23 protein-coding genes are annotated in these 26,998 nt (G+C 56.1%); all 23 read right to left on the minus strand.

Annotated elements, in window-relative coordinates:
• The gene (gene traI / locus OMR58_RS22195) at window positions 1–5,211 is read right to left on the minus strand and encodes a conjugative transfer relaxase/helicase TraI (protein ID WP_264546947.1); all 5,211 of its coding nucleotides are present in this window, start codon (window positions 5,209–5,211) and stop codon (window positions 1–3) included.
• An 8-nt stretch (window positions 5,212–5,219) separates the two neighbouring features.
• Entirely contained in the window at window positions 5,220–7,295 is a 2,076-nt protein-coding gene (gene traD, locus OMR58_RS22200) for a type IV conjugative transfer system coupling protein TraD (protein ID WP_264546948.1), read from the minus strand.
• A gap of 220 nt (window positions 7,296–7,515) precedes the next feature.
• Window positions 7,516–8,424, minus strand: a complete 909-nt coding sequence (locus OMR58_RS22205) for a DUF6012 family protein (protein WP_264546949.1) — start codon at window positions 8,422–8,424, stop codon at window positions 7,516–7,518.
• A gap of 79 nt (window positions 8,425–8,503) precedes the next feature.
• Complete coding sequence (locus OMR58_RS22210; protein WP_264546950.1) at window positions 8,504–9,049, minus strand: hypothetical protein; 546 nt, start codon at window positions 9,047–9,049, stop codon at window positions 8,504–8,506.
• Window position 9,050: 1 nt separating this feature from the next.
• Window positions 9,051–9,590 (minus strand): hypothetical protein, encoded by a 540-nt coding sequence (locus tag OMR58_RS22215; RefSeq protein WP_264546951.1) that lies wholly within the window; start codon window positions 9,588–9,590, stop codon window positions 9,051–9,053.
• 26 nt (window positions 9,591–9,616) lie between these two features.
• Window positions 9,617–12,457, minus strand: a complete 2,841-nt coding sequence (traG, locus tag OMR58_RS22220) for a conjugal transfer mating-pair stabilization protein TraG (RefSeq protein WP_264546952.1) — start codon at window positions 12,455–12,457, stop codon at window positions 9,617–9,619.
• Window positions 12,457–13,827 (minus strand): conjugal transfer protein TraH, encoded by a 1,371-nt coding sequence (locus OMR58_RS22225; RefSeq protein WP_264546953.1) that lies wholly within the window; start codon window positions 13,825–13,827, stop codon window positions 12,457–12,459. Before OMR58_RS22225 ends, traG begins: the two co-directional genes overlap by 1 nt.
• The gene (locus OMR58_RS22230; protein WP_264546954.1) at window positions 13,820–14,212 is read right to left on the minus strand and encodes a hypothetical protein; all 393 of its coding nucleotides are present in this window, start codon (window positions 14,210–14,212) and stop codon (window positions 13,820–13,822) included. The genes OMR58_RS22225 and OMR58_RS22230 overlap by 8 nt, the downstream gene beginning before the upstream one ends.
• Window positions 14,212–14,766: a conjugal transfer protein TraF gene (traF, locus tag OMR58_RS22235; protein WP_264546955.1), complete on the minus strand. Its 555-nt coding sequence runs from the start codon at window positions 14,764–14,766 to the stop codon at window positions 14,212–14,214. The genes OMR58_RS22230 and traF (OMR58_RS22235) overlap by 1 nt, the downstream gene beginning before the upstream one ends.
• 3 nt (window positions 14,767–14,769) lie before the next feature.
• Complete coding sequence (gene traF, locus OMR58_RS22240; RefSeq protein WP_264546956.1) at window positions 14,770–15,540, minus strand: type-F conjugative transfer system pilin assembly protein TraF; 771 nt, start codon at window positions 15,538–15,540, stop codon at window positions 14,770–14,772.
• A gap of 2 nt (window positions 15,541–15,542) precedes the next feature.
• Complete coding sequence (locus OMR58_RS22245; RefSeq protein WP_264546957.1) at window positions 15,543–17,381, minus strand: conjugal transfer protein TraN; 1,839 nt, start codon at window positions 17,379–17,381, stop codon at window positions 15,543–15,545.
• A 61-nt stretch (window positions 17,382–17,442) separates the two neighbouring features.
• Window positions 17,443–17,883 (minus strand): type-F conjugative transfer system pilin assembly protein TrbC, encoded by a 441-nt coding sequence (gene trbC, locus OMR58_RS22250; RefSeq protein ID WP_264546958.1) that lies wholly within the window; start codon window positions 17,881–17,883, stop codon window positions 17,443–17,445.
• Window positions 17,884–17,893: 10 nt separating this feature from the next.
• Window positions 17,894–18,883: a conjugal transfer pilus assembly protein TraU gene (gene traU / locus OMR58_RS22255; protein ID WP_264546959.1), complete on the minus strand. Its 990-nt coding sequence runs from the start codon at window positions 18,881–18,883 to the stop codon at window positions 17,894–17,896.
• Between the two features lies 1 nt (window position 18,884).
• Window positions 18,885–19,667, minus strand: a complete 783-nt coding sequence (locus OMR58_RS22260; RefSeq protein ID WP_264546960.1) for a DsbA family protein — start codon at window positions 19,665–19,667, stop codon at window positions 18,885–18,887.
• Window positions 19,664–19,837, minus strand: a complete 174-nt coding sequence (locus OMR58_RS22265; protein WP_264546961.1) for a hypothetical protein — start codon at window positions 19,835–19,837, stop codon at window positions 19,664–19,666. Before OMR58_RS22265 ends, OMR58_RS22260 begins: the two co-directional genes overlap by 4 nt.
• 16 nt (window positions 19,838–19,853) lie before the next feature.
• A complete protein-coding gene (traW, locus tag OMR58_RS22270) occupies window positions 19,854–20,486 on the minus strand; it encodes a type-F conjugative transfer system protein TraW (protein ID WP_264546962.1) in 633 nt (210 codons plus the stop codon).
• Window positions 20,487–20,519: 33 nt separating this feature from the next.
• A complete protein-coding gene (gene trbI, locus OMR58_RS22275) occupies window positions 20,520–20,870 on the minus strand; it encodes a type-F conjugative transfer system protein TrbI (RefSeq protein WP_264546963.1) in 351 nt (116 codons plus the stop codon).
• A complete protein-coding gene (gene traC, locus OMR58_RS22280) occupies window positions 20,867–23,473 on the minus strand; it encodes a type IV secretion system protein TraC (protein WP_264546964.1) in 2,607 nt (868 codons plus the stop codon). Before traC ends, trbI begins: the two co-directional genes overlap by 4 nt.
• A gap of 7 nt (window positions 23,474–23,480) precedes the next feature.
• Window positions 23,481–24,023: a type IV conjugative transfer system lipoprotein TraV gene (traV, locus tag OMR58_RS22285; protein ID WP_264546965.1), complete on the minus strand. Its 543-nt coding sequence runs from the start codon at window positions 24,021–24,023 to the stop codon at window positions 23,481–23,483.
• Entirely contained in the window at window positions 24,016–24,369 is a 354-nt protein-coding gene (locus OMR58_RS22290) for a hypothetical protein (protein WP_264546966.1), read from the minus strand. Before OMR58_RS22290 ends, traV begins: the two co-directional genes overlap by 8 nt.
• Window positions 24,366–25,706, minus strand: a complete 1,341-nt coding sequence (locus tag OMR58_RS22295; RefSeq protein ID WP_264546967.1) for a TrbI/VirB10 family protein — start codon at window positions 25,704–25,706, stop codon at window positions 24,366–24,368. Before OMR58_RS22295 ends, OMR58_RS22290 begins: the two co-directional genes overlap by 4 nt.
• Window positions 25,696–26,427: a TraK domain-containing protein gene (locus tag OMR58_RS22300; RefSeq protein WP_264546968.1), complete on the minus strand. Its 732-nt coding sequence runs from the start codon at window positions 26,425–26,427 to the stop codon at window positions 25,696–25,698. Before OMR58_RS22300 ends, OMR58_RS22295 begins: the two co-directional genes overlap by 11 nt.
• The gene (locus tag OMR58_RS22305) at window positions 26,420–26,992 is read right to left on the minus strand and encodes a TraE/TraK family type IV conjugative transfer system protein (RefSeq protein ID WP_264546969.1); all 573 of its coding nucleotides are present in this window, start codon (window positions 26,990–26,992) and stop codon (window positions 26,420–26,422) included. Before OMR58_RS22305 ends, OMR58_RS22300 begins: the two co-directional genes overlap by 8 nt.
• Window positions 26,993–26,998 lie beyond the last annotated feature (6 nt).

Genomic DNA, 26,998 nt, shown 5'->3' on the forward strand with positions numbered 1-26,998 from the left:
TTACTCCAGTGTTTTCTGTGGTGCAGGTTTAGGCTCCGGTTCGGTATGAACCCGTTCGTGTCGCACGATATTCACTTCATCGCTGCGAAAATCACGGTCATGCAGAACGTCATCCGTTTTATCCTGCCCGTACCGTGCCAGCAGGCTGTCTTCCAGCTCACGCTCTGCGATGTCTGCCAGTCCGTGGCGGTCTTCCTTCCCGCCGTTGCTGTCCATCAGTCCAGTGTTTTCTTCAACACGGTGCTGTTTATCCTGCTCCTCTTTTTCTTCTGTACCCAGGGTATTGCGGATAGCCTTCTCCAGTGCTTCTTCATCCTTCACCTGCAGCTCCTCGCCAGCGGATGCGGCTGCTGTCTCCGGCGCACGGCTTTCGCTCTCCTCTGTGCGACCGGATGCCAGGACCACCGGGCTGTCGGGGTTTTTCTCCATCAGTGTCAGCGCCTGGCTGATATCTTCGGCCTGCAGTATTTCACCGTGTTTTTCACCGCGCTGCAGTACGATCCGGTTACCATCTCCGGCTCCCTCATAATGTGCCTGACTGAAGTCAACCTGTCCGGTTGCCGGCGATACCGGGACATGCCAGTTACCGCGCTGTCTGCCATTTTCGTTAATGACCGGCCAGATAATTTCCGGTGTTTTCCCGGACAGAAACCGCGCGTCCGCCATCAGGTCACTGTCGGTGCGCTGCGCCAGCCGGGTGTCTGCCACCGGCTGGCTTTTATCCCACAGCATGACTTCGCGTTCAGCGAGGTTATCTTCCGCCCGCATCACCACGTCATGCACCGTTTCCCGTTTACCGCTGTTACTTTCAACCTGCTTTGTCCATCTCTGCAGATTGTGCGCGTAAACCTGCACGTGTTCTTTCGTCCTCGACAGCTGTACATAGGCGTTATCCAGTGTCGCCATCCTGCCGGTTGACGCCAGTGCAATGACATAGTCCACAGAGGCACCCTGGGAGCTGTAGTTCGTGACAGCGTAGCCATAGTCCATATGCTGATCCGCGAGCGACCGGTTGGGATTCAGGATCAGCGTCCGGCCGCCGGTATCGAGGGTTATCTGTCCGTCCTTTGTCACCCCCGTGACGGTGCCCTTATCACTCGACATAATTCCCCGCTCACGGTCAGTGGCCGTCAGACGTATTTTTTCACCGGTGCTTATCTCTGCGGTCCTGGACGTGTACACGGCCACGCTCTCTTTACGCAGTTCCGGAGGGGAAAGCCAGCGGTCATCAGCGCCTTCCAGACCGTGCATGCGGACGATACCGCTGTCCTGGTCAGACTCTCCCACTTTGTAATACTTTTCCCCGATCCTGACCGTGTTATCCCGGTTAGTCGTCCAGAATGAACGGCGTCCGAGATCGGCATTGCTGTTACCCACCCGGATAAGCTGATTCACCACAGTGCTTTCATCCCTGTCCAGCACGCGCTGTTCAATCAGCTTTTCATGTACCTTCTCATTCAGCCTCTGGCGGTCACTGTTCAGCGGCGTGATTATCAGTGTGTTATCCCGCGCTTCCGGTGCCCTGCCGGCATAGTCATCAGCGACGAGGGAGTAAATGTCGATGCGGGGAACATCGATCTCTTTTTCCGACAGCCCCATTTTCACGCCTTCTTCGAGCGCCTGTTTTTCAGCGGCAACCTGAAGTGCATGCACGTCAACAACACTGCTTTCAGGGACAACCGCGTCACGCTGCCTCGCCACCACCTCCGGGCTGACATGCTCTGCCACGGAAAGGGCTTCTTTGACATTACCGGCGATGATCGCTTCAACAGCCGGTCTCAGTGTCGGCGTCTGACGCACAATCTCTTTCATGACGGCCACATCTGCCGCGCTGCGCTCCAGTGTCAGCGCGAACGGTGCACCGGACTCCAGCGATTTGAGCTGATCCTTGTCGCCACTCAGTACCGCCCGGCCTCCTCCTTCCGCGATAACCGTCAGCAGAGAGGCCATCTGTGCGTTGCCGTTCATGGAAGATTCATCGATAACAAACAGCGTGTTGCTGTAGTCGCGTGCTTCCCCTGCTTCCTGCCACTGGCTGTTTTCACTGAGGAAGCTGGCGATGGTCTGCGCGGGGATACCGGCACCGTTCAGTTCACTCACCGCCCGGTGAGTGGGTGCCAGACCGGCAATAACCGGCGGATTCTCCATACTGTTGATTGCTGCGGCCACCGTACGGAACTGTGTTGTTTTTCCCACCCCCGCATAGCCCTGAATACCGATGATACGGTCACGGGATGTGAGGATAAGATCGGCGGCCTGACGCTGACCACCGGTCAGGTTCCCGGACTGATCTGCGGTCAGGCCACCGGGAATAAGCGGGCGGACAGCATTTTTTCCTTCCGCCACATGGCGAAGGATGGTCAGCTCATTGTCGAAGTTGTCGCGGGAAATAAACAAACCGGCAGCACCCTGCTCAGGACTCAGCGGGATGATTTCTCCCCGCTTCTGCAGCAGACTCATATGCAGCGACAGGTTCTCCGCCAGAATCACGTTATCAGTGGCAATCTCAGCCCGGATGGCGGTTTCACTGAAGGTCACACTAGTGCCTGTCACCTTCTCAATCGCCAGTCGGACCTCACGTTCATTAAGTGACATTTTTCGCGCGCCCAGTGCCCGCAGCGCATCCGTCAGATCGTCCTGGCCGCTCAGGGATTTCAGACTTCCGGTGATGGTCACCAGTGGTTTATTTTCCTCCAGACGTTTTGTCATGGTGTGTTCATCAAGACTGGTGAAAGCAGTGACATTGTCACCACTTCGTTTCAGCATGTTGATGGTGGCGTCACTGACATCCCGCCCGCTCAGTACGGCGATGACGCTCCCCTGCGCGCGGCGGGTTGCTCCAAAGGACTCCGTGTACCCGTAGTCGGCATACAGCGGCGCGTCAGGATTCACCTGCACCTTCTGACCGCGGCTGTTGCTCATGACCAGCTTATCTTTAAACAGCCATTTTCCCGGTTTCAGACCGATGACCGTCAGCGATTCACCTGTACCTGCCCTGACGTGGATATCGGCCGATGCCCGCAGTTGCTCCCCTTCACGCAGCTCCAGCGTTTTTTCACGGTACAGCCGGTAATGACTGTCGATGGCGCTGATTTTCAGTCCCACGGTCTGGCCTTTTTCGTTCGTCATCGTCAGCCGGTTGTGCTTCTCGCTGACGCCGGTGATGGTGAAGTCTTCTTTTGTGCCCGGCGCCAGGTGATGTTCCAGTACCATTCCTTCGCGGTATGCACTGCGATCGTTGCGGCTTGTTGCATCCAGCCAGACCGGCTCCCGGACAGTGACCTGCGTCAGCACCCGTCCCAGCGTACCTTCCTCCTTCATCACGTCACGGATTTTACCGGTCAGCTGTGCCCGGACCTGCCGGTTTCCGGCCTGTGCAGTGACCTTTTCACCCAGCGCAGCCTTCTGCGCATAGTACCGGGCAGCCACCTCCATCCGGTCATCCACGGTGTCTTTCTGAACGAGCGTCACCGATACGGCATCACCGGCCGCGCTCGCCGTGAAGCTTTTTACCCCTGAAGCTTTCAGCACCTCCGTGGCAAAACCGGTGGTGCGCCTGGCGTGGGTGTCGGCCACCACCACGGTGCCGCCCTGTTGACCGGACGTCTTCAGGACATCGTGCATCGCCGTGGTACTGAAACGTTCGGCCTCACTGACCAGCACCAGTGCATTTTCCGGCAGCGGGGTCTCTGCCAGTTCTGCGGCCGTGGTCAGGGTGACGCGGCGGGAGCCGTCAAACAACGTTTTCTGCCGTTTAAGACTCCCACTGTCTGCCGCCACCACGACGAGGGGTCTGTCGTTTTTCTCTGCCAGCGCCACAACCGATTCACTGAACTGTTTCATATAAGCCTGGCCGCCCCGGACATCCACCAGAGTCACCAGGCGGTTTGCCTCCGCCAGCTGCGCCATCGCTCCGCGCTCCCCGGAGGGTGACTGCAGTCCTCCGCTTTTCTCTGCCAGCCCGCCTGCGACCTCAGCCAGCCGTTTTTCGTCGCGCAGCTGCGCCGCTGAGGTGAACAGGGTCTGCTTCGTATCAACCGCCAGTAATGAACCCCGGAAAATGGCGTCATCGATGGCCATACGCACGCTTAACAGTACGCCGCCCTGAATCGGCACATGCGTCAGCACGCTGGTCAGGACGTTGTCATAGGTAAAGCGGACGTTTTTCGCCGACAGCCGGGCGACAGCCGCGCTGACTTCTGCGGCCATATCCGGACGTTCAGTAAGCTCCGCCCTGAATGACCGATCGCCCCGGCTCTGATTTTCGCGGCCTCCGGTCAGCTGCTCAGGGTCAGCTTCCCGCTGCTGCTGACGGCTGGTATCTGCAACCGTATCGCGGAAAGTGGCCGGGTCAAAACCGGTATCATCCAGCGTTTTTTTCCAGTGTTCCCTGACCGATTCCATGTCACTGAACTCTTTTTTGTTCCGGGTATCGAGTGCCGCCACGCTTTTCTGGCGGGCACTGGCATCTGTCCCAACCGCATCGAGAATATCCTGCCTGCGACTGGAAAACTCTTTAACCGGCACACCCGTGATGTCCCATTCTCCGCGTTCGCCGGTCGTGGTCACCGGATACCCGGCAGCCTCGATATCCTGACGCAGAAATGCACGGTACAGCGTGCCGAGACTCACCTGCTCAGACCAGACCTGATCGGTAAAGCCCTGCCGGTTTTTGGTGTCGGACGACAGGGTTTTCCAGCCACTTTCTGCCAGCGTGACATTGGCCACGACAGCATGCGTGTGCAGCTGTGGATCGAGATTGCGGCTTGTGTCATGCAGAAAACGGGCAATCACAAGGTTACCGGTCCGCTCCATCCCTGACACACCGTCCTGCATGGTCCGGGTGGTGGCCAGCTTTTCCACCTCGTCCAGCGTTTTATCCACTGCGCGGTTGTGAGCCTCCACCAGATAACGATCGCCGGTCACCAGCGCCAGCACGGACACACTTTTGGGTGCCGAGAACGTCAGGTCATAGCCCGGACGATGGCGGTTCACGTCCCCTTCCATCCGAGTCAGGTCCGTGCCGTCGGGCAGACGCCCTTCCAGAAGTTCGGTGAACATTTCCCGGCTGACCGGGCCGTCAAGTCCCAGGGATTCTGCGCCGGTGCCATACCATCCGGTGGCCTGCTCACCAAGGAAATAATAATTATCCTCGGCGGTATAGTAGGCTCCGGCCTTTGATGCACTTTTAACTGTCGATACTGATAGCATTTTTCACCTCAAAAACGATCATCCACAGCCATGCTGTCATGATGACGGACATCATCGACGACCAGCTCCTGCGCGGGTTTGTCCTGGTCCGGTTCAGCCTGGGCCGCTTCAGCTTCCTGAGACACATCGCCGGCTGACGGTGTCGGAGGCGGCAGTGACGCCGTACGACCGTCACTGGTGGCGTCTTCGCTGGCAGGGGCAGCATCAGGAGGTGGGGAACTCTCAGTAACGGCGGCATCGCCAAACAGCCGGCCGACAATCCGACTGGCTATATCGTTTTCACCGGCGTTGATCCCCTCCTCCAGTTCGGCATCAAAGAGGTCATCGACCGGACGGTCGATACGGCCGGTGGCGATCTCCCGGTAGATCTGGCGGGTCAGGCGCATACGCACGGCAGGCCAGCTGCCGGGCAGGGTGATGTAGCACTCCAGATCGTCGAGGCTCTGTATATCGGAATAGCTCACCAGGAACTCATTGGTTTCATCTTTGGAGAACTGCACACCGTCGCGGATGATGTCCACGCCGTAGCTGTACTGGTCGCGGAATTTTTTGTGCTGTTTCTCACCGATTTCACGCTGCACCCATTCGGCCACCGTGCCGCTGGGCGCACGATAGAACATGCGGGTATTGAGTAAATCCCAGATGGACTCGGCAAAGTTGGTGCCGAACTGCTCTTTCAGCTGCGGGAAGTTCTGCACGGCCACAACGGAACATCCGCCAAATTTGCGGGCCTCGGCCAGAAACTCCGGCAGTATCGGCAGCTTGTGCAGTGACGGAAGTTCGTCGAGGAACAGCCAGACACGGCGCTCACGGGACGCCGTCAGGCTGAGTATTCCGGTCATACACATATACAGCCAGGCGGTCAGCAGCGGTTTAAGTGAGTTGTGGTTCTGACCGTCACTGGAGATGAAGATCCACGGATTATCGCCACCGGCATCTTCCGTGTGCATCCAGTCGCGGATATTGAAAGGATGGCGGCCCTGCTCATCCAGCCCCTGCAGGTAGCGCAGCGAACGCGCATAGGTGGTCAGGATAGTGCGCACGGTCATGGCCGTTTTCTCGATGCTGCCGTCAACCAGGTTGGCACCGTCAGTGTCTTTGAGGTATTCCCTGAGTTCAGCCAGGCTGATCGACATCAGTTTTTTCAGCAGACCGGCGATGCTGCGATCTTTTTCCCTGGCCATGCGGCGGGCGGTGGCCACAAACAGGGCACGCGCGGAGAGCACCCAGAACGGATCGCTTCCCCCCTGGCTGTCCGGCAGCAGAGAAGTGGCGAAGTTCTCAAAGTCTGCAATGGTCAGACACTCTTCCCATAGATCCCAGGGTGCGCAGCGCGCATCAAACGGGTTGAGGAGCAGGTCTTTATCCTGCCGGTAGAACAGCGGGATGAAGTTGTTGCCCTTGTCGTACACAATGACCCGGTCACCCCGCTCGCGCAGCTGCCGCATCAGGTCGTTGAGCGCCGTACTTTTACCGGACCCCACCGTACCGTGCAGGCCAAAGTTCTGCATTTCGGAGTCCTGCAGGATATGCAGGCCGCAGATACTGATGGGCGACATCTTCCCGGCCTTTTTGAGCAGCCGGTTAAGGTCTTTGTAGGAGTCCGCCATCACGCGACCGCCGGTGACTTCGTCCGCGCGCTGTTTTTTCCCCTTGTTACCGAAGAACCAGGTGATGCCCAGTATCATCAGCACAAAGCTGAAGGTCGAAATACCCCAGCCATAAAAGGCGGCATCCCTGACCTGATCGGCTGCGTGGATGAAATACGGATCGTTCATCACCTGGGACGCGGTGTGATGGAAGCGGACAACCTCGCCGCTGGCCCTTTCGTAACTGAAATTCCAGCCATACCCGTCAGCACCGGACATCTTATTTAACGGGATAACCGTCCATTTAATCAGCCAGTACGCTGAACCGTGGATAAACGCCTGCAGTGGCAGACGGATGCACATCCATAAAATAAAAATGCAGGCTGAAAACAGGATGACCCAGTAAGAGGCGATATTCATGATCTGCATGAACATGCCGATCATGTATTTCGTGACCTGCCCGCCCTGAGTAAAGTCGCGTGCGTTAAGACTCATTTTCATGGTCCTTGTATAAGGTGATTAACTGACCGGCAACGGCGTGAACAGACAGCCGCGTTCGCAACCCTGTTTAAGCGGGAAGTGTTAACTGAGAAGCGATGCCGGAAAAAACTGAGGGTGTCAGGTCAGGCCCATGCGTGAACGTGCCTGGGATAAGCGCCGTAACATTCCGCCTCCTCGCCTGAAACAGGTTTCAGGACTGTGGCGGGCGGTGCGGTTAAACGATGACTTCGAATAAGGGGATACTGACCTGCCGGCGGAAAAACGCTTTCTCCTGCTCCGCCAGCGCCCTGAACCGGTCTGAATAACGGTTAACGGCATTCATCAGGTTGTTGGTATTGGTAAAGAAAACCGGGCATTTATCCGCCACGTCTTCCAGCACAGGCTTAACTATCTGCTCAAAGGCATCCTGCATCCCTTCATGCGTCAGATCGTCAGCAATCAGGGCAACCTGCTCCTGCAGGGTACAGACCGCCACACCCGGATAATGAGGAACCGGTTTAACCGTATCCGGGTATTCACAGACCCTGCAGGGGAAAGCGTCATCAAAGTCTGGCAGCCTGTCAGTCCATGACCGGTCTCTCTGCAGTCGTTCCGGCTCAACGGTTGCAGCAGTGAAGAATTCCGTCTGCTCCCGGATTATCCCCCGGGGATCGACTTTCCGCCATATGGCTGTTTCCCTGCCCGAAAGTCTGTCTGCAGCGGTGACCGTCATTCTCGGCTGGCAGGCTGCCGGTATCCATTCCTTCGCGCAGGCGGGCGTTTTCACCCCGAATGGCTTACTGGCCTCGCCCATCCATAAATGAATGCAGTCGGTCGCCGCATCGTCTGTCCCCTCAATATGCATATGAACACGATGAACGGTAAGACTGCCCTGCACGTTCCAGCGGGTAATGACGGTGATATCAGATACCGGCTTATCGGTGTTGAGTAAAATACCCTGCACTCCCCGGCGTCCCTTTTTACGGCAGACATAATGAATGCGTTTATTGGGTGACGGAAAGCGAACGGTGATTTCCCTGTCGTTCTGTAAAAGAATATCCAGCTCAGGGATCTGCACATCGACCAGTTCGATACTTACGTTCGCAAAGTTCAGAAAAAATGAAGGCGTTAAATGAATATACATAATTACCTCTGACAGATGCCTTTTAACCCTGACCTCACGGCCAGAGTTAAATTGTTTCAGGTTAAAATTCTTGATGCGTTTATGCGGCGGGGTAATGTCTTTTTTCTACTGCTTTTGTTATCTCAACGGCTTTTGTCATCCGGAACACAATCATATCCACGTTACAGGCTGAAATGGCAATAATCGTAAATATCAAATCACCGGCAACAAGAGCAACGATATTCAGCTCTGTAGACAGGGCGATCATTCCTGACATCGCGATTATCACAAACCATAACAACCCGTAGGTCTGAGTTCTTGATGATATTTCCTTTGCCAGCCTGAGTTTTCTTAACCGGGGTTCACGGATTGCCGCGAAAAAAGGATCACAGCTAAACATAAACCTGATGAAGTAAACCCACTGCGCAACACCAAATATCAGGATGCAGAACCACACATATCGACTCAGCCCAAAGTCAGGTGAGAAAAAAGCACAGATAACGAAAAAGAGATACAAAGTAAGATGATACTTAATCCTGCTGAGTGTAGTGAGGAAGGAGGCTCTCCTCACTACAGGCTCCAGCATCGCCTCAGAAATCAGAACGACATCATGTCCTCCTGTAGATACTTCCTTGTCAGAAACCATGTTAGCTCCTTTTTGAAAAACTATCTTTTGCAGCAGAAATCGCACCGAGTAAAGATGAAATTTGAAAGCGAGACATATCCAAATTGAATATAATCAACCCCAAAACACTTATAATTAAATTACCAAACACCAAGGCGCCAATATTAAGCTCAGTTGATATCGAAATTAAACCAAGCAACACAATACCAAAAGCCCAAACCATACTATAACTTTTGATCTTACTACGAACCAAAACCATCAGCTTAAGTTCTTTTACCTTTGTGTCACGTACCATAAAAAATAAGGTTGCATAGCTTGACATCAATGAAACCAAGAGAAACCAATGCATCACACCGAAAGCAGCAACCAAAAAAAACACCCCACTACCTTTGTCTACTTTCGGTAGAAAAAAGGATAGGGTCGCGAAAAAAACATATAGTGCAATGTGATATTTAAGCACCCCCACAATCCGTTTTAGGGATGGTATTTCCCTATCAGAGGATAGTATGGACTCAACTATTTTCGCTGAATCGCTTTTAACCTCACTGTAAGTAATATTCATAATACCACCACCTTTTTGAAAAATTTTTATTTGTCATCATTCAAGAAGTCTTTGTAGGTCTTAGCATCTTTCAAGTTATACGAAGTCAAATCCTGATGTACATCAGCCGCATCCTTGTTGTTAGAGAATATTTTATCAGCTTCTTTAAAATCTTTCTTCTGATTATCCATGCCAGACTGACTATTTTCACGGCCATTTCCCATCTCATATTTAGCATAATCTTCCCTTCCCTTGACAGCATCAGATATCTCGTCAACATTTCCCTTTACGTTGATATTGATATTATTCCCGACGATACGACCGTCTATTTTTGCGTTTGTATCATCCCAGTCGCTGCCGGGCTGTGCGTTGTTTGCCGGTGCGTGCATACCTTCACCGGTGCGACCCGCATTCTGTGCATAGTCTCCCTGTATACGGCCCTGCAGTTTCTCCTGCACAAATTGCTCTACCAGCGCTTCCCTCTGCTGCTGCACATTTTCATCCGAGGTGTTGGTCAGCACTTCACGCGCATCGTTAGGTGCATTTTTCTGTACCCATTCCACAAACTGCTGATTGTAGTTCTCACGCGCACTGGCGCTGAGCGTATCGGTTTCAGATGCCATTCGTTGCAGCTCATGCGTGTGCGACTGGCTGGTTGAATACTGCTGGAACTGACTGTCTGAGGTGTTAATACCCGTGGAAATCTGGTTCATCAGCCCGGCCGCGTTGTTGTCAACGTGCTGGCCGTTGTAACTCATGTTGTAGTTACGCAACACATCCATCCCCTGGCTGAAGTCCTGTGCTTCCCGTGCGGAGACAGTGTGCGAATTATCCTTACCGCTCTGGCCACCTTCTGATACCTGAGAAGTGGAGCCGGTCTTACCATTCATGTCCACACCCGCATGGATATCACCTTTCACTGATACACCGCCTAGGAATGTACCGGCTTTGCCCCAGATAGCATCACCTGAGTTAAAGTTAACAGAGCCTCTCGCACCGGCATTTACTGACATACTGCGGGACTTATCTTCCAGCTCTGAGTACGCCTGGGTCAGACTGACGTTGTTCCGGCTGGCATAATCCTGCGCCACGCTCTGCATACGGCTGACCCGTTCAGAGTCGTTCACGCTCATACCGGTAGAGGCGGACAGCGTGGCGGTATCACTGTTACCGAACTGCTCATGGAACTGGCGCAGCTGCGAGGCGTTCTGCTGCACAGAGTGGTTATACCCCTGCTGCGCGGCTTCGGTCTGGCTCATGCTGTCCCGCGTCATTTTCTGGGCCGCGCTGGCCAGATGCCGGTCAAGATGCAGATCAACCGGCAGACGACTCATGGCGCCCGTCGAATCATAGACGGTCCCGCCGGCAGCGGTGCCGGTTTCCAGTGCGCCGTTCGGCAGCTGCGTCGTGTTAAGCCCTGCACGGAATTCCCGGTTCAGGTTGGTTTTGAAGCCGTTGACGTTATCAACCTGCACATTACCCACGCTGTGGTTACCGGAAGCCACTGCCGCAGAGTCGCCTGCAGACGCGCTGCTGAGCGCGCTGCCGAGGCTCGAACTCAGACTGGCAAAGCCCTGGCCGAGGCCGGTAAACAGACGGAACGCCAGGAACGGGATAGACAGCATCAGCCAGCCCGCGATACCGGCCGTCGTGCTGCTGGTTTCCATCAGCCGGCTCACGTTGGACAGCGTGGGACCGGTAGAGTGATAACTGTTCTGCGTACTGAAGTTCACCGCAAAGTTGAAGATGGCAAACATCACCGGCCACAGCATCAGGCTCCCCATAAAGTTCAGATAGCTTTTGATGACGGACAGTGCGAGTTCCCGGATAAACAGCGCCAGGATCATCAGCGGGAAGATACACACACAGAACAGCATCAGCACGGTGTGCAGCTGCGGCAGCACTTCGGTTGCGATGGTGTAGCTCACGGCATGGGAAAGCCGCAGTTTCATCAGCGACGACTCCGAGGCGATATCCACCATCGAGGCGGTGTCGTTCATTCCCTTAACGTAGCTGTTCATCCCTCTCCTCAATCCGGCAACCGCGATGTTCTGCAACATGATGGACTGAGCGGATTTACTGCTGTCAAAAAAGTAATTATAGGAACCGGCCAGCTGGTCGGCATATACGGTCTGAGGTGCGGTACTGCCGGGCAGCATTTTCGCCGCATGAGTCAGGAATGTGGTCCCGGTGGCATTACTTTGTGCCTGCAGCAGCGTTTTCAGTCTTGGTGCCGCATCACGGCAGTACATGAAGTTAGCGCCTGAAGAATCTCTCCACATTATTCCGCGCAGCGGGCTGGGTTTACTGAAAATCACCGACTGGACGTCAGCAGATTCCATTACGTCCTGATAGGTATATTTCTGATTCAGCATGATATCGGGAACCACACACTGCTTTGTGTATTCCACCAGGTTATAGGACAGAACCGGATCGCGGCTTTGGATGGTAAAGCTGTCCTGCATCAGTTTGGAGGCGAACAGCATCCCGGTTTTGGTGTAAGCCCGCTCGTCCGGGAAATGGAACGTATCTTCATACAACGTTGCCAGCGTATAGCCGGTCCCGGTGACCAGATACAACGGTATAGCAAGTCCAATCGGGACGTTATCGACCCGACCAATCGTCTGTGGCGCGGTCAGGTCATTAACCACCACGGTCGTTTTGGGCGTCAGCAGCAGCGTGGTGACCAGCACAAACGTCAGCCCCCACATGAACATCACTTTCAGATCGTGAGTTTTCAGCCAGGTCAGGATACAGAATATGATGCCCAGCAGTTCCGCTATCCACACCAGCGTTTTCCAGCCGTCATTCTGCATGATGGTAGCCACTGCGTTCAGCCCCATTGTGATCATGCCGCCACCGCTGGCGACCCACATATCAAGCGCCATTAGTTACCCCCGAACTGGTAGTTGGACAGGATATTGTCAGACACGGAGGAAGAGAGCTGCTGGCGTGTTTCGGCCAGACTGCGATCGTATTCCGCCAGTCCACTCTGCTGCACCTGAATGCGGGCCACGCGCGCGCTCAGTTCATTGCGGACCTGCCGCAGGTTTTCACGAAAATGTTTGTTCTCTTCATCAGTATCGAGTGAACCTGCGGCACTGGTGGCCGCTACATCGAGCAGCCCGTTGATGTATGACATCACCATGTCAGCCGCGATGTACTCCGCCAGGCTGCTGACCACGCTGGAATCCATCCCCACGGACGCGGAGTCGATGGTGTAGCGCAGGATACGCACGCGGGTGCTGCTGATAAGCGCCTTTTCATTTGCCGTCAGGGCACTGTCGTTGCGTGATTTTTCGAAGATTTCATTCAGCATGTCGCGTACGCGACCGGTCATCCCCTGTGCCTCCGTCAGCGTCAGTTTGGAAATCGTCGGCTTCAGGCAGGACGTGGTGTCATTGCAACGGTAGACCTTCTCCGTGCCTCCGTTCAGCAGCGTGTTGAACATCGACTCACTGCCGCCGCGTGGCTGCAGGAACGTCGGATTACCCTGTGCGTCGTAAATAACCGTACCGACCATCGACATCACGAATTCTTTCAGTGCTCTGTCATTGCTGAAGAACTGATTGAGCTTGCTGAATGTTTCCCACGTCAGGTTGCGGTTACGCGGGATGCGTTTTTTCTCCTCCTCCGTCGCCTTGTTATAGACGTTGTTGTTCTGCCCGCCCACGCCACACCCCTGACGTGAGGAAGCCCAGTCAGAGAACACATCGTGTTTGTTGCCCAGGTCCTGGCAGATCTGCTGGCTGGCAGCCTGGGTTTTTGGCCACAGCCCGCCAACGATAGACTGCGCAGCCTGGCAGGTGGAGATATTCATGTTGTTGACGTCGGAAGACAGCTTCTGCAGATAGTCCTTCACGCTCTTGCACTGCGGGCAGATGGTTTCCAGACCAAGGTCAAAGGCATAGCCCACGGCGTTGGACATAATCTGTTTACCCATCACCTTGATCGCATCGCCGTTGATAAACGAGAACGACCCCAGGTACGCATCGATACCGCCACAGCCCGATTTGATATCCGGCAGGGTGACGGATATCAGCTGGATATTACGCACCGGCGTACGCACGAACAGGTTACCGCCCGTCAGGTAACCCGCTGACTGGCCCTGCCAGGCCGCCGCTTTGGTGACGTTTGCCCCGCCGCCGCCCATGTCGTTAAAGAACTTGTTGATATCGGTCTGCACATCCGCGTGAACGCCGGAGCAGACAGCCATCAGACTGCCCCATAACACGGCAGCTTCTCTGAGTTTATTCATTGCGGATGTACTCCAGAACGGTGCTTGATTGCGGGTACGGCGACAGGGCCGGGACCAGCCCGGCGTGGCGCGCCATTTTCGTGACCAGGATAAGCGTGTCTGTCGTATCCGGTAACGCGATTTCTTTGGAGGACAGGCGGATATCATCCGGGGTAACACGGGGAACGCTGAGTGCATCACTCCAGATGGAGAGACACAGAAGATTGCCGTTCCCCTGATGCATCACCAGCTCGGTGACCGCACGCCCGGCGTGATAGCAGTTAACCACCATCCGGTTCACGTCAGTCAGCCAGGCCATCAGATCGCTGACAACACTGTCACTGAATTCATCATCCATCACTTCATCTGACACAGAGACATAGAAAAGCCGGGGACGGGTTGTCATCACAGCACCCCCAGACGATCGGCGAGGGCAAACGACTCATCGAGGCGCTGCTTTAACGTGTCTTCGGTCAGTTCCCCCTGGGACAGCGGGATGGTGACCAGGGACTGCGTGTTGATGATGAAATCGGTTGGCGTGGCCTGCGGCAGTTCGGCAAAGAAGTCTTTCAGGATGCCGTCATTCACCGGCAGGACATGAGGAAACACCGCGTCACCCACACCGTCAAAGCTGTAGACAAACACCCCGATCCCAAGCTGCCCGGATACGGCTTTCAGGGTCGGATTGAACCGGTGGCAGTACGGGCAGTCAGAGCGGATAAAATGCACGATCTGCCAGTGGCTGATATCCACGCTGCGCCCGTCGTTGAGGTGGAACCAGACCGGTTTCAGCGGCGTGCGGTTAGCGCCGGGCTTCTCACTGCGTCCGGCAGCTGGCGGTTCCGCTGTCTGCGCACCGGTGTCTTTGGCCTGTTCCAGGCGGGCGATATCATCGATGGTTCCGGCCGTGGTGAGTACCGGCACCACCATCAGCAGTACGGCGATAAGGCGTGTAAACATGTTTCAGTCCTCGGGTTTGAAGTCGGTGACGACGTTGAGCATGCGGCGGGCCAGGTCATCCTGAGTGATGAATCCGTACGCCAGCGGCTGATATTTTTTGGTGCGGGGTTCGACCAGGTAAATCGCCGGGAAATGCGAAATCTTCATTTTCTGTGCCTGACCGCCGTCCTGACGGGTGTCCGGCAGGTCGGCATTGACCCGGCCATCGACCGTGACGGGAATAACGGGCAGGCCGTACTGCTCACTGAACTCTTTCACCACCGCGCCCAGCCGGTTATCCAGTGGTTCATTGCCGCGATAAAAGAAGAACACGCCGTAACGCTGGTTCACGTAGCGAATGGCCTGCTGCTGTTTCTGCCGCTGCTGCGTGTACTGAATGTTTGCCGTGCCGTTGTAAACCGGGTGCTGCAGGCTGTAGTCCAGCTCCGGGTTTTCCAGCAGAACCTTCTCCCAGCGCGAAGCAAACAGGCTGGCCTGATTCACCATCCAGTCCTGCATCACCTTGTAACGGCGGATGTTCTCCGTGGTCGGGTGGAGCATCGCTTCATTCATCAGGTTGTCGCGGAACGCCTGCAGGCGTTTCATCCGGGCGGTGGGGCTTTCCTGTGGCGGTGGCGGCGGTTGCGCCTGACGCGCATCATCATCTTTCTGCACGGGCTGGTTGTACCAGTACCAGCCCACCGCCGGATCGTAGTTGTAGCCGTCAGGCTCCGTCTTCTCTGCCGCACACAGCGGCAGGGAGGCGATCAGCAGCAGCGCTGTCAGTCTCTTCATCCTTACCTCCCTTTGGTGTTCAGGCTGTTCTGAATATCTGATGTGATGCGCTGATTCAGTTCGTTCTGGTCAGGCAGCTTCACGTTGCTGTTCAGCTCGTTGTAGAGATCGGTGAAATCGATATGGTCGAATTTGATGGTCTGCAACTCAGTAACCTGAATGCCCCGGCAGTCCGGGCTGTTCGCCGATCCGAAGCCGACATGCAGCTGGTCACGTCGTCCCTGCTCCTGCACGATGCGGGCAATCTTGTTATCGAAGACGCAGTAGCCTTCTTTTTTCTGCAGGCACACACCGAGGACTTTTTTCGAACAAAAGGTGCCGACGCTGACGGTCAGGAGTTTCTCTTTTGCCTGACCAATCGCTTTTTCTTCGGTGTTGCAGTGCGCCAGTCCGGCGCTCTGTCCCCAGCCCCCGCTTTTGCAGCAGTTGCTGAACCCGGCAGCGCTCTGGCGGCAGAACATCGCTTTTCCGGTGAATGCCCGTGCTGAGTTGGCGTCCATACCCGCAAAATCTTTACCGGCTGCGGCCAGCGCGGCGAGTTGCGAAACGGCTTCACTGAAATTCTGGTTCTGCCCGGCCTGCATGCTGGCGCAGCTGCCGTCAGAGCAGTAAAACTCGGAGCCACACAGGTAACCGGTGCTCTTTTCCGTATGGGCGCACTGGTAAGTCATTTTCTGGTACACACAGAGATTGCCGACTTTCTGCGTACAGGTGCGGGTGCCCTCGCTGCAGTTCCGATCCTTTATCAGCGCCTGGCAGGTATTGGTGTCGTTCTCGTACACGCTCCAGGTGGTGGTGTAACCCCAGCAGTCGCTGTACAGGGTGTAAATCGCGCCGCCAACGGTCACGCTGCGGTTACCGCCCGGTTCGCTGCAGACTTCGCTCAGCTTCACCGCATCCCCCATGCTGGCCGGACAGCTGTCGGTCCAGTCAATGGTCGCTTTCACCGTATCGCGCACGCCTTCCATCGGGAACGTGGCCCGGAGAACGTATCGCCCGTTCGCCAGAAAAGTCTTCAGGGTGTTCTGGTACGACCCGCCGTTACCTGATGTATTCCAGCGGATCTGCAGGCTGATAACCTGCCCTTTTTTTACTGACTGTTTGCTGATATTCAGGCTGCCTGAACGGTTCAGGTCGGTTGTGACATTCTGTCCCAGAACACGCACTGAAAAATTGAACCCCCCGCCGTGATAGTCAGGTGCTGAGGGTTGTAACAGCTCCCACCTGCCGCTGCTGATGGTGCCGTCTTCCGGTACAGTGACGTCATACTGTATCCACCAGTCATTCAGATCCTTTGCGGAGACATCGCCGGCGTTCAGGACCAGCTGCGTGCTGTAGGTTTCGCGGCTGCCGGTGGTGCCGATGGTCGCGCGCCGGGTACAGGTCTGTTTCAGCTCCGTGGCCATCTCACAGCTGTGCGTGGTCCAGGTGGTTTTACTCAGCTCCTGCGCGACACACTGTTGACCGGTCAGGGACTCTGCTTTGCTGCGGATATCATCCGACAGCTTAATCATGTCGGAATCAGCGCTGATGTTGTCTGCCGGGTTGTTAACGTACGATTCACGCGCAGACTGGCCCAGGTCGGAGGTGCTGAGTTCCTTCTGTCCCAGCACGTCCATATTCGTGTCGGTCTGCGTGCCGCCCCCGTAATACGACTGCTGCGGCGCATCCGCGCTGTAGTTCTCGAAATAGTTATTCGGGTCGCCCGTGGTGGTGCCGGATGCCGCCTTTCCGGCATTCACACCTTCCTGATTTGCGGTGTCCATCGGGGCCGCCAGCGCGCTGACTGACGCGCAGGCCAGCAGCATTCCCTGCAGCAGGGTGCGGGTTACGTTTTTCATCGGGTTCCTCGGATGGGGATAAAATCTGCCCGGCTCTCCGGGCAGATGTACGGTGACAGGGCTACGGCTTCACGCCGCTGCACTCTCCACGGCGGTTAATCATCGTCAGTGCCTGGTCCAGCGCGATATCGCCGTAGATAATGTCGAAGTGCTCACCGCACTTTCGGACCAGCGCCGGAACCTGATCCACGCCGTACTTTTCGAACCGTATCGGGTCAATCTGCACGCCCTGCACTTTGTAGGTGGTCACCAGATGCATCATGAATTTTGCCGTCTGTTCCATGCTGTCACCGACCAGCCCCCGGAAGTACACCGGTATTCCCGCCTCCTCCGCCGCCTGGATAAGCAGCGCCAGCTTTTTCTCCGGCACTGACGAAGAAAGGAAGTAGGCCTGTTCATTCTGCGTGTCCTTCAACTGCGTGGGTTCCGGACCATCTCCGGCGCGGGCATGGCCTGCTGTCAGCCCCAGCGCCAGCAGCAGGGTGATTGTCTGTCGTTTCATTGGTTGGTCCTCACAGCACAACGCAGTTGCGCTTTTTCCAGATCAGATACCCGTAATTTTTCTTCGACACGGGCATCTCTTTGCCGGTCTGCCAGAGCATGACGTTACGCCCGAACGGATGGCAGTTGGCCACGTCCGGTATCGTGTTCACCATCTGATAGCGATAGCGGCTCTTTGGCATGATGGCGGTCGGGTACTCGTAGCAGACCGCGCGGTTCTGGCCCACGGAATCCATGATGAGTCCTTCACGGTGCAGCTTGAAATCCATGCGTTCTGTCAGCAGTGCCGCACTGTTCAGGCCGCTAGACTCATTGACGATGTTGCCGGTGAACGGATACATCGAGCCGTGAGAACCGGCACACCAGAACAGTGCATCGAGCGGTTTACCCGCCACCGATGCCAGCGCATCAGCAGCACACGCCATCTGCGCAACCGGGTTGGCAAACAGCATCACTTCCGGGTTAATAAACAGCGAGAGATTGTCGTTATGCCACATCGGGTCCAGCTCGGAGAGATAACCGATATCGTACTCACCGCCCTGCATGCACATCGCGGATGTAATGATGTTGAGCCAGGAGATAAGCGGGTATTTGTACCAGTGAACGTTGTAGAACGTGCCCGGGTGTTCATTGGCCGTCTTTGTTCCCGCGCCGGTCGGTGCGCCGGGGATCGGGATGGTGAAACCGCCCATATTGACCATGCAGCCCGGCGCCCGGGTGACATCGGTCATGGCGAACGGCTCCCAGAAGCCAATCGCAATACCCGGCCGTTCAAATACCGGTGGCGGCACAGGGCAGAACTGGATCGGCGATGACGGATTCGGTGTGTCCGGCAGTTTACCTGCCGAGACTTTCACGTTACCGATACTCATGGGAAACAGACATTCCCAGCACACATCGGTAATGGGATTCACCCAGCGGCCATCACAGGTGGGGTCTTTCGCCTGCGCCGGAAGGCTGAACCACAGGACCATGATCAGACTGACTGCGCGCCACCCCATATCAGTTCCCCCTGGCTTTGTCGTACGCCGCCTGCAGGGTACTCAGCTCAGCGGCTCCGCCGATAAACGAGACGTTACCGGCATTTGCGCCCTGCACCGGCATGACGATAAAGGCCGGTGTACCCTGGATTTGCAGACGTTTTGCCAGTACCTGATTGGCTGCCAGCCCGCTGCCATCGGCAATGTTCTCAGGCAAATCCTTCACACCGGCTTTTGCTGCTGCAGCACGGATATCGTCTCCGGTCAGCTTTCCTTCGTTATGTCCGGTGTCATAAATCGCGGCATGGTAACGGTGGTAAGCATCCGCCCCTTTTTCTCTGTAGACGGCCAGGCCGGTTTTCGCGGCCTCAATCGAAGCGGGCCAGCGGTTACCGAAGATTGGCCACTCTTTATAGATGTAACGCACATCCGGGTTATTGCTGATGAACTGCTCCACTACCGGGGCCACTTTCGCGCAGTAAATGCACTGGTAGTCAAAGAACTGGATGACCGCGACTGCACCTTTCGGATTCAGTACCGGCGATGTCGGCTCATTCAGCAGCGCGTCCTGGTTCTTCAGCACGGCACTGACTGCCTGACTGCTCTGCTCGTCCTGCGCCTGCTGCTGCAGTTTCTGGCTCATTTCAACCAGCAGTTCAGGATGTTCACGCAGGTAATCAGCCGCGATGGTGCCAATGGCTTTTTCCTGTTCAGGAGTAAACGTGCTGCTGGCAGCAACGGCAACGCCTGCAGAGAACGTGGTCACGGTCAGGGCCATCAGTGCGCTGAGTAATGTTTTTTTCACAGGGAAATCTCCGGGTTGTGGGTATCAGACGGCAGGTTGTTTTCACGTTGAACGGCTGACGCGGGGAAATACGAAGAAAGGCTTCTGTTCATATCCCCGTCGATAACCGTGACTTCAGATCCATCAATCAGTACACGCTGTGGCTGAAATTGTTCTGCTGTTGTTTTCACAAAATTTCTCCGGTAATTAACGGTCTGGCAGACCGTATTCAGTAATGGCAAAAAGGGGTTTTCCCGGTGCCTGTTTCACTTCCGCCGGGACCTGGCGGATACCAAATTTCGCGGTCAGGGTGCCGTTCTGGTCAAAGTAAACCCGGCTGCCCAGCGACATGGCGCTGTCCCGGATATTGCCGTTGACCAGGATTATCCGGCTCGATGTGGTGGCCGGGCGCTGCTGCTGCATCCAGGTTATCTGCCGCTGATCATCCGCATCGATGAAGTACAGCGTTTCATCGAAAACAGGGATGACGTCGAACGGGCTGACGCGTTGCCCCTTACGGGCAAACACCACGCCGTTCTGATCGGCGATATCCCGGTTAACGACAAAGGCCGGGTCATACAACCGGGTTTGTGTTTTCCGGCTGGTCACCAGCCCCTCAACCGGCGGCGGGCGCATCGCGCTTTCCTCCACCCGCTGACGCATTTCGTCTGCCACCTGCTCCTGTGTCTCAGCGCCAAAATGTTCCTGAAGGTTGTTCTTCAGAACGCTTATCAGGTTCTGTTCGCGGACATCCCAGGTGTCGCCCCAGATGCCGAGACTGGCCGCACCCGCATTCATACAGGCGAGACTCACCAGGGCACCGCAAAGGATGCGTTTCATCGTTACTCTCCGGGGTTGTGGTGATCGGGGGGGTTACTGACCGCCCTGCTTCATCGCGGCAGCCAGACGCGACTGGATTTCCGGCGTGGCATCCGGCAGGCCGGTGACAACGGCGGGACTGACCACAATGGCCACATGCTTCTCCTGTGCATAGTCACGGGTAACAGTCGTGAGTCCGCGGTCGAAGCGGGCCAGCAGCTGGCGGCGCTGCTCCTCAGTCAGATCCATTTTTGCACTCTGCCGGATGAACGCATTCATCGTGTTTTTCATATCAAAGGTCACCATGCCCGGCGGTTTCAGCAGATACTGGCTGACTGCAGCGCTGATGCCGGTGCTGAGTAACACCGACAGCATAACGGCGAGAACGACAGATTTTGTATTCACAGCGACATCTCCCGTAACGCGTTAACAATGTGTTTTTTATGCGGATCGTGCTCGGCCATTTCAAAAAGGATGTCTTTGATATCCGCCCCTTCCTTCAGTCGTTTTTCGCGGTAGGTGAAGTCGTCACCTTTCGAGGAAAACAGGCCGTCGCTGAGCGGGTCCAGCAGCAGCCGGTGGAAACTGGAATATTCCCCGACACTCAGCAGGAACGAACTGTAACGGGCCTTTTTAGCCGGCGGGAACTTGCGGATCATTTCCCATTCCAGTTCACTGAATGCGTGCGGCTCCTCTTTCTGGAAGGTCGTGAAGGACTTCGCATCCTGCATACAGGTAAATTTGAACGAGCTGTTGTCGTAGGCCGCCAGCGCAGCGGTGGACAGATTTTTATCCCTGATGGCCTGTGTGACCGTGCCGTAAGAGCCGTTATGACGACGTGCAGTACGGTAGCCCTCCTCGATGAAGTCCCTGATTTTGGTGCTGGACCCGCCCAGCAGCTTCCAGCCTTCATCAATGATGTTCATTTTTTTCTTGTTACGCGGCGAGGTGTACATCATGTTCTCGTTCCAGATCATGATGGTGAACAGGATCGCGGAGAGCAGGTCAGCCTGTTTTCTCAGGTCGCCCAGTTCGGTCACCACAAACTGCAGTCCGTGCTTCAGTGTCGGCTCAGAGGAGTTGAAAAACTGGCCGTAAAGCCCGTACGTGCAGTATTTGCTCAGCAGTGTGGTGATTTCATCAATGCGGCCACCGATGCGGGAAGAGTGCTGCTTCGACACATCGTCCTGCTTCTTCTTCAGATAACTCACCACGTGGTCAATACGCATGTCCTGCTGGTACTGCGGCCACGACTCGGTGATGGCCTCCAGGATAAGCGACTCGTGAACTTCATCCAGCAGGCCGTTCGAACTGCCGAGGATGCATAACTGGTCACGGATACGTTCTGCCGCCAGTGTGATGTTGGTGACGTTGGCAAACGGGTTAAACCGCAGGGATTCCCCGTTAATGTAGGTGCCACCCAGGCTGCTGCAGGCGGCTTTGTACGAATCACCGATATCCTGAATGGCCACATCACCGCCGTCATCCAGCACAGATCGCGCGATGGAGTTGGCCAGCACCGACTTACCGGCCCCGGATGTCCCGGACATAAACCAGTTGAAGTTCGTGTTAGGCAGTGACTCGTCGAACACGTTGATGAACGCCACCTGGTTGCGGATGCTGGGGATCAGAATGCCGGAACGGCAAAGTTTGTTATCCCCGATGATCGGCAGCAGATTGACCACATGGAAAGCTTCTGCGCGCTGCATCCCGCCGGTCTTACGGCAGTCGCTGCGCAGTTTTTTATCCACCATCGAGAACGGAATGGTGGCCAGCACGTTACGCAGTTGCATAAAGTCGGCGCGGACCAGCTTCAGCCCCTGCACCGCAAAGGCGTTACGCGCTTTTTCGGTGTAACGCGAGGTCAGGTCATCGTCATCAGGACAGAACAGCGTCAGACCGCAGAAATAGCTGGTCAGTGAGGTCTGGTTTGCCAGCAGCCGGGTGCGGACATCGCCCCATTCGGCGTGTTGCGCCTTCGTGCTCGGAATGTATTTGGCGTAACTGGTGTTAACCCGCGAATCCAGTGACAGGAATTTGCTGTTTGCCTCGCCCTGGCTTTTCATCTGTTCTTCGGTCACCAGCACCATCGTGAAAATAAACGGGCACGGGATGCCGTTGGTCGGCGACATCAGATCCTGAATAATATTGCCGTTCTGCCACAGGAAGTGTTCTGTCGGGTTCTGATCCAGGTTCAGGTTCACCATCCGTGAACTGAAAGGTTTGTTTTCCCTGTCGCTGCCTTCAACGAGGATATGCGATGTCTTTACGCGCCAGGACGTGGTCCTGTCCACAAACTGCGTGCTGAGGTCAGCGGCGGGGTCATACTTCGAATCGTACATTTCAAGACGTGCAGGGTCGTGGTTGAAATACTCGCGCAGGACGCCACTGAACTCATCCACGCCGATCGCAACAGACTGGACATCCGCCGCGTTCAGGCCATTCAGCACATTTCGCCTGACATCACGCACCTTTATCAGATCGGTTTCCGTGACGTTTTTAACCGGCATGCTCCAGGTAAAGAACAGCCGGTAGTCCCGAAGGGTCAGGGGATGGTCAAGCCCGTTGCCAAAGGTATAGCGCGCACCGTTCAGGTAAAAACGCGCGGTGAGATCGTTACATTCCTCTGCCCGGTGGCCCTTCCAGGCAAAGTCTTTCAGACCGTACTGCACCTGCTCTTTCACCGCACGGGTCGACATCAGCAGCACCTGCAGCGGCGTTTCGCGCGGAACGATATCGCGGATCAGATACTCCAGCCCTTCCGCCAGTTTTTCATTGGCACCCAGCAGCGGCTGTGACTCAATAACAAAACCCAGCGAATCTTTGTTTACCCATAACTGACTTTCGCTGTCGTAATCCCTGAAGGTCATCAGGTCGCGGATATGCGGATAGTCCATCTCGTTGAGCATTTTCCGCGTTTCTGTCGTGGTATCGCGATCGCCCATAATTCCGGCAACCGTATCCACGACATTCAGCGGGTCAAATTTGAATTTACTGAAGAATTTCATGGCTGCCTCACATCAGAATGCCGTTCCAGTCTGCCGGACTGGCCACCGTGTAAATCACCTCACCCATATGCACACTGTTGTCAGGCGACACGTACGGCGCTATCCAGATGCGCGCCACACCGTCAGGGCGACGAAAGGCGGCAGCAGGTTCGGGGAAACAGTGCGGCGCATTACAGTAAACGCCCTGGGACGTCGTCACCGGTGTTCCACGAGAGGGTTCGCTGAACAGGCGACGGGGTTCACCTGCGGCCGTCTGCAGGGGAATGCCCGCTCCGCTCACACTGCCGACGGGACGTACCGGCTCCCGCTGCGGGTCCAGCTGAATATTGCCGGTATTGATAAGCCGGTAATCCTCCAGGCGGATACTGTTGCCCTGCGAAGCGGCAGAAGGGGCATTCCGGCTGGCAGAGGCGGACATATCATCCGCCTCTGCCATCCAGACGCCGGAATCCTTCGCCGGTTTGTCGAACTGGAACTCACTGTTCATACCGGCGCAGCCGCTGAGCAGTAACGCCAGCACGGTTATCGCAGGCGGATTGAATTTAGTCATGGTGTTCTCCGTTATCTGAGTGGCCACCGGGCAGGCTGGCTTTTTCGGTGATATCGATAAAAAGATCGCTGTATTTCCTGTTGGTCCCCAGCCGGGAAAGCAGGTCAAGGGCAAAGGGATCGCCGGGCGCAACTTCAAGAAGTCGTCTCAGTGTTTCGCCGAAAAGTGAGACGTAGCCGTCATCCGGAATGAGGCCCGGTTTGCAGTAAACCTTCTTGATGAAGAAGCCCAGCTCGCGTAGTCCGGGAATACGCTTGTCTGCTTCCCGTCCGAAAAGCGAAACCGTACGGTCGGTGAACACCATCCAGCCGCAGTGCTCTGCATGATCCATGCGCGTATTACTCATGGCGTCACACCCTGTGGCGTTGCCCCCTGGCGCTGACCGGCAACCGGTGCCACAAAGTCATTCATGTTGAGATGTGTCGCATCGCCCAGCTTGCCGACCAGCTCCGGCGGCAGACCGCTGTTCCCGGTGGCCTGTGTCGTGGCGTCATCAACGGCTTTATCCGCCTCTTTCGCCAGCTGTGCCGCCTCTTCATCCTCAATGAACTTCGCCCGGAACCCTTCGATAAAGACCACCTCCACGCGGTTGGCGGCCCCGATGGGAATAATCGGGTGGTACTGTTCGGCCCGTTCTATGTAGTAATCAGCCAGTTTGTCAGCGGCTTTTGAGACCCCGTTTCCTGCAGCACTGCGGGCAACATCGCCACCGCTCTGGCTGGCTGTAGCCCCCAGCCCGGCAACGGTCTGACCGACCTGGGACGCACTCTGTCCCAGACCGCCCAGCGCACCGGAAGCAAACGCCAGCCCCAGAATTTTGCCGTTACGCATGACCGGCACGCCCTTGATACCGGCCTTGCCGTAGAAGGCCACATGCCCTTTAACTTCCTGGTCGATATGTTTGCCGTCGATAATGCAGGACAGTCGCTGGAGCTGAACGACGGCACGCTCACTGGAGATATCGCCATACGCTGCAGCTGTGACAAAACAGTTATCCAGATGGTTGAGCCGGTTGTTACCCGGCAGACGCGCCAGCCCTTTCAGCTTGAACTGCATCGGGACCAGATTTTTCTCACCCCGTACCGATGCGTTGGTGTCAGCCCCTTCGATAACGATGGCATCGGAGAAGGTGCCGGTGGGCACCCAGAACGAGCTGTCTTTGGGTTTCTTCTGCCACTTTGAGTAATCCAGCAGTGCGTTATCGATCTGCCCGGTCTGGACCGGAGCCGGTCCCACCGCATACTCAGTACGTGGTGGCATGTATCCACCGCCCTGCGCCTGCGCTGTCGCTCCCGGTTGAGACTGCGCTGTGTTCAGCTTCTGCGTCAGCTCGTCTACTTTCTGATTCAGGCTCTGGTTGGTGCTCATGAATTCAGTCAGCTGATCCTGCAGACCTTTAAACTGCTTCTCCATATTCGACAGGTGCTCTTTCGCTTCCTGCTCCCGTCGCTGGGAATCGACCAGCAGTGAGTTCTGCCCGTTACCGTCAAAGGTGTTACTGACCGTACCGCCGGTCAGGTCCGGCTCGGGGGTGGCAGCATCCGCAGGGGTTTCTTCCGTCGGGGCCGGGGCCACTGCCTGCCGGTTGGCGGCATACAGGATACCGATAACAAAAATCACGGCCCCCAGGATGATGGCCATCAGCTTCCGCTGACGGGTCAGCACCAGCCGGTTAATGTTCATCAGCACCTCCCTTCGTGCGGAATACCGTGATGACAGACACCTTCGCCCCCGGCTTCAGCACATCCAGACGCGGATGAAACGACACGGCCATCACGCCCGGACTCCAGAAGTAGCGCTCACTGAGTCTGACCGAAACCGCAGAACGGCTGGAGATATCCGTGCGCACGATACGGATGCGGTCGCCCTGCCAGGCGGTCACCGGCTTCATCTGAAACGTGGCGCTGACCGCTGCACTGACCGGCACATCCCTGTTTTTCGTGAACACATACCCGGCAGGTTTCCGGTTGGTGATAAAACGGCTGACCAGCCCGCTGATGAGCGCGCTGTAGGAGTCCTGCTTGTTTTCATACTCACGGGCTTCTTCACCGCCCCGGACCTCGCTGTTGTCAACGGTCAGTGACATACCCGCCCGCTTACCCGGTGTGGCCTGCAGGGAGAAGGCGAAGCCGGACTCGGTCTGTACGAACAGCGTGAAAGGCTTCTCCGCCACGGTCGAGAACACCACGGCGCCATCCGGTGTCGGCGATCGCGAGGTCAGCACACCCTGCGTGGCCTGAACGCTGATAACGCGGTCATCGCTGACGCGGATATAGTTGGGATCGGTATTACTGACGGCGGCGGAAACGCGGGCACCGGAGTTCAGCGTCAGCTGCTCCGCATGCGCGGTACCGGACAGGGCGGCCAGCAGTGTCAGCGCGCCGATGACAGAACGTTTATTCATCTGCAACCTCCAGAAAAGCACTCCAGCAGAGACGGTTATTACGGGTGTCGGTACGCAGGCGGTAATGCTTGTGAACCGGCTCAGCGGCATTGAGGCCGTAGGTCAGCACCAGGTCGCCGGTAATATCCACAACGCCCTTGTCCGTCCAGACATTCAGATCTTTGGGATAGAACACCGAACTGCCGCTGTTACCGGCAACCCGTGCTGCTTCCTGCGCAAGGACAGGCTTCAGCTCTTTCTCTGAGCCGTCACAGGCCGAGGCGATCAGCATGCTGTGGCTGGCCTGCGCGTTATCGCTGTTAATGTTCAGCCGCAGATTGAGCCAGGCAAGCGCCATCAGGCGCAGATAACGGGCATCACCCCGCTCTCCGGTAAAACTGAAAGGCGTGTCTGCGCCATACGGCACGATGATGGTCTGTCGGTTGTTGAGCAGCTTGTCGGTCAGTTCTTTGTTATCGCCGTAAATGCGCCAGGCCAGCGCCATAGCGGTAATGGTCATGAACAGCAGCACAATGATGGCCACGCCCATATTGCGGTTACCCGCCGTTCGCAGCTTGTATTCCATGAGGAC

The sequence above is a fragment of the Erwinia sp. INIA01 genome (assembly GCF_025947915.1).
Lineage (GTDB): Bacteria > Pseudomonadota > Gammaproteobacteria > Enterobacterales > Enterobacteriaceae > Erwinia > Erwinia coffeiphila.

Excerpts from the sequence above, each read along its gene's own strand:
- OMR58_RS22225 (WP_264546953.1), bottom strand. The coding sequence starts at position 13,827 with ATGAATAAACTCAGAGAAGCTGCCGTGTTATGGGGCAGTCTGATGGCT.
- OMR58_RS22245 (WP_264546957.1), bottom strand. The coding sequence starts at position 17,381 with ATGAAAAACGTAACCCGCACCCTGCTGCAGGGAATGCTGCTGGCCTGC.
- OMR58_RS22305 (WP_264546969.1), bottom strand. The coding sequence starts at position 26,992 with ATGGAATACAAGCTGCGAACGGCGGGTAACCGCAATATGGGCGTGGCC.
- OMR58_RS22290 (WP_264546966.1), bottom strand. The coding sequence starts at position 24,369 with ATGAGTAATACGCGCATGGATCATGCAGAGCACTGCGGCTGGATGGTG.
- traC (WP_264546964.1), bottom strand. The coding sequence starts at position 23,473 with ATGAAATTCTTCAGTAAATTCAAATTTGACCCGCTGAATGTCGTGGAT.
- traV (WP_264546965.1), bottom strand. The coding sequence starts at position 24,023 with ATGACTAAATTCAATCCGCCTGCGATAACCGTGCTGGCGTTACTGCTC.
- traW (WP_264546962.1), bottom strand. The coding sequence starts at position 20,486 with ATGAAACGCATCCTTTGCGGTGCCCTGGTGAGTCTCGCCTGTATGAAT.
- OMR58_RS22210 (WP_264546950.1), bottom strand. The coding sequence starts at position 9,049 with ATGGTTTCTGACAAGGAAGTATCTACAGGAGGACATGATGTCGTTCTG.
- traU (WP_264546959.1), bottom strand. The coding sequence starts at position 18,883 with ATGGGGTGGCGCGCAGTCAGTCTGATCATGGTCCTGTGGTTCAGCCTT.
- traD (WP_264546948.1), bottom strand. The coding sequence starts at position 7,295 with ATGAGTCTTAACGCACGCGACTTTACTCAGGGCGGGCAGGTCACGAAA.
- traF (WP_264546956.1), bottom strand. The coding sequence starts at position 15,540 with ATGAAGAGACTGACAGCGCTGCTGCTGATCGCCTCCCTGCCGCTGTGT.
- traF (WP_264546955.1), bottom strand. The coding sequence starts at position 14,766 with ATGTTTACACGCCTTATCGCCGTACTGCTGATGGTGGTGCCGGTACTC.
- trbC (WP_264546958.1), bottom strand. The coding sequence starts at position 17,883 with ATGAAACGACAGACAATCACCCTGCTGCTGGCGCTGGGGCTGACAGCA.
- OMR58_RS22215 (WP_264546951.1), bottom strand. The coding sequence starts at position 9,590 with ATGAATATTACTTACAGTGAGGTTAAAAGCGATTCAGCGAAAATAGTT.
- OMR58_RS22300 (WP_264546968.1), bottom strand. The coding sequence starts at position 26,427 with ATGAATAAACGTTCTGTCATCGGCGCGCTGACACTGCTGGCCGCCCTG.
- traG (WP_264546952.1), bottom strand. The coding sequence starts at position 12,457 with ATGGCGCTTGATATGTGGGTCGCCAGCGGTGGCGGCATGATCACAATG.
- OMR58_RS22230 (WP_264546954.1), bottom strand. The coding sequence starts at position 14,212 with ATGACAACCCGTCCCCGGCTTTTCTATGTCTCTGTGTCAGATGAAGTG.
- OMR58_RS22205 (WP_264546949.1), bottom strand. The coding sequence starts at position 8,424 with ATGTATATTCATTTAACGCCTTCATTTTTTCTGAACTTTGCGAACGTA.
- traI (WP_264546947.1), bottom strand. The coding sequence starts at position 5,211 with ATGCTATCAGTATCGACAGTTAAAAGTGCATCAAAGGCCGGAGCCTAC.
- OMR58_RS22295 (WP_264546967.1), bottom strand. The coding sequence starts at position 25,706 with ATGAACATTAACCGGCTGGTGCTGACCCGTCAGCGGAAGCTGATGGCC.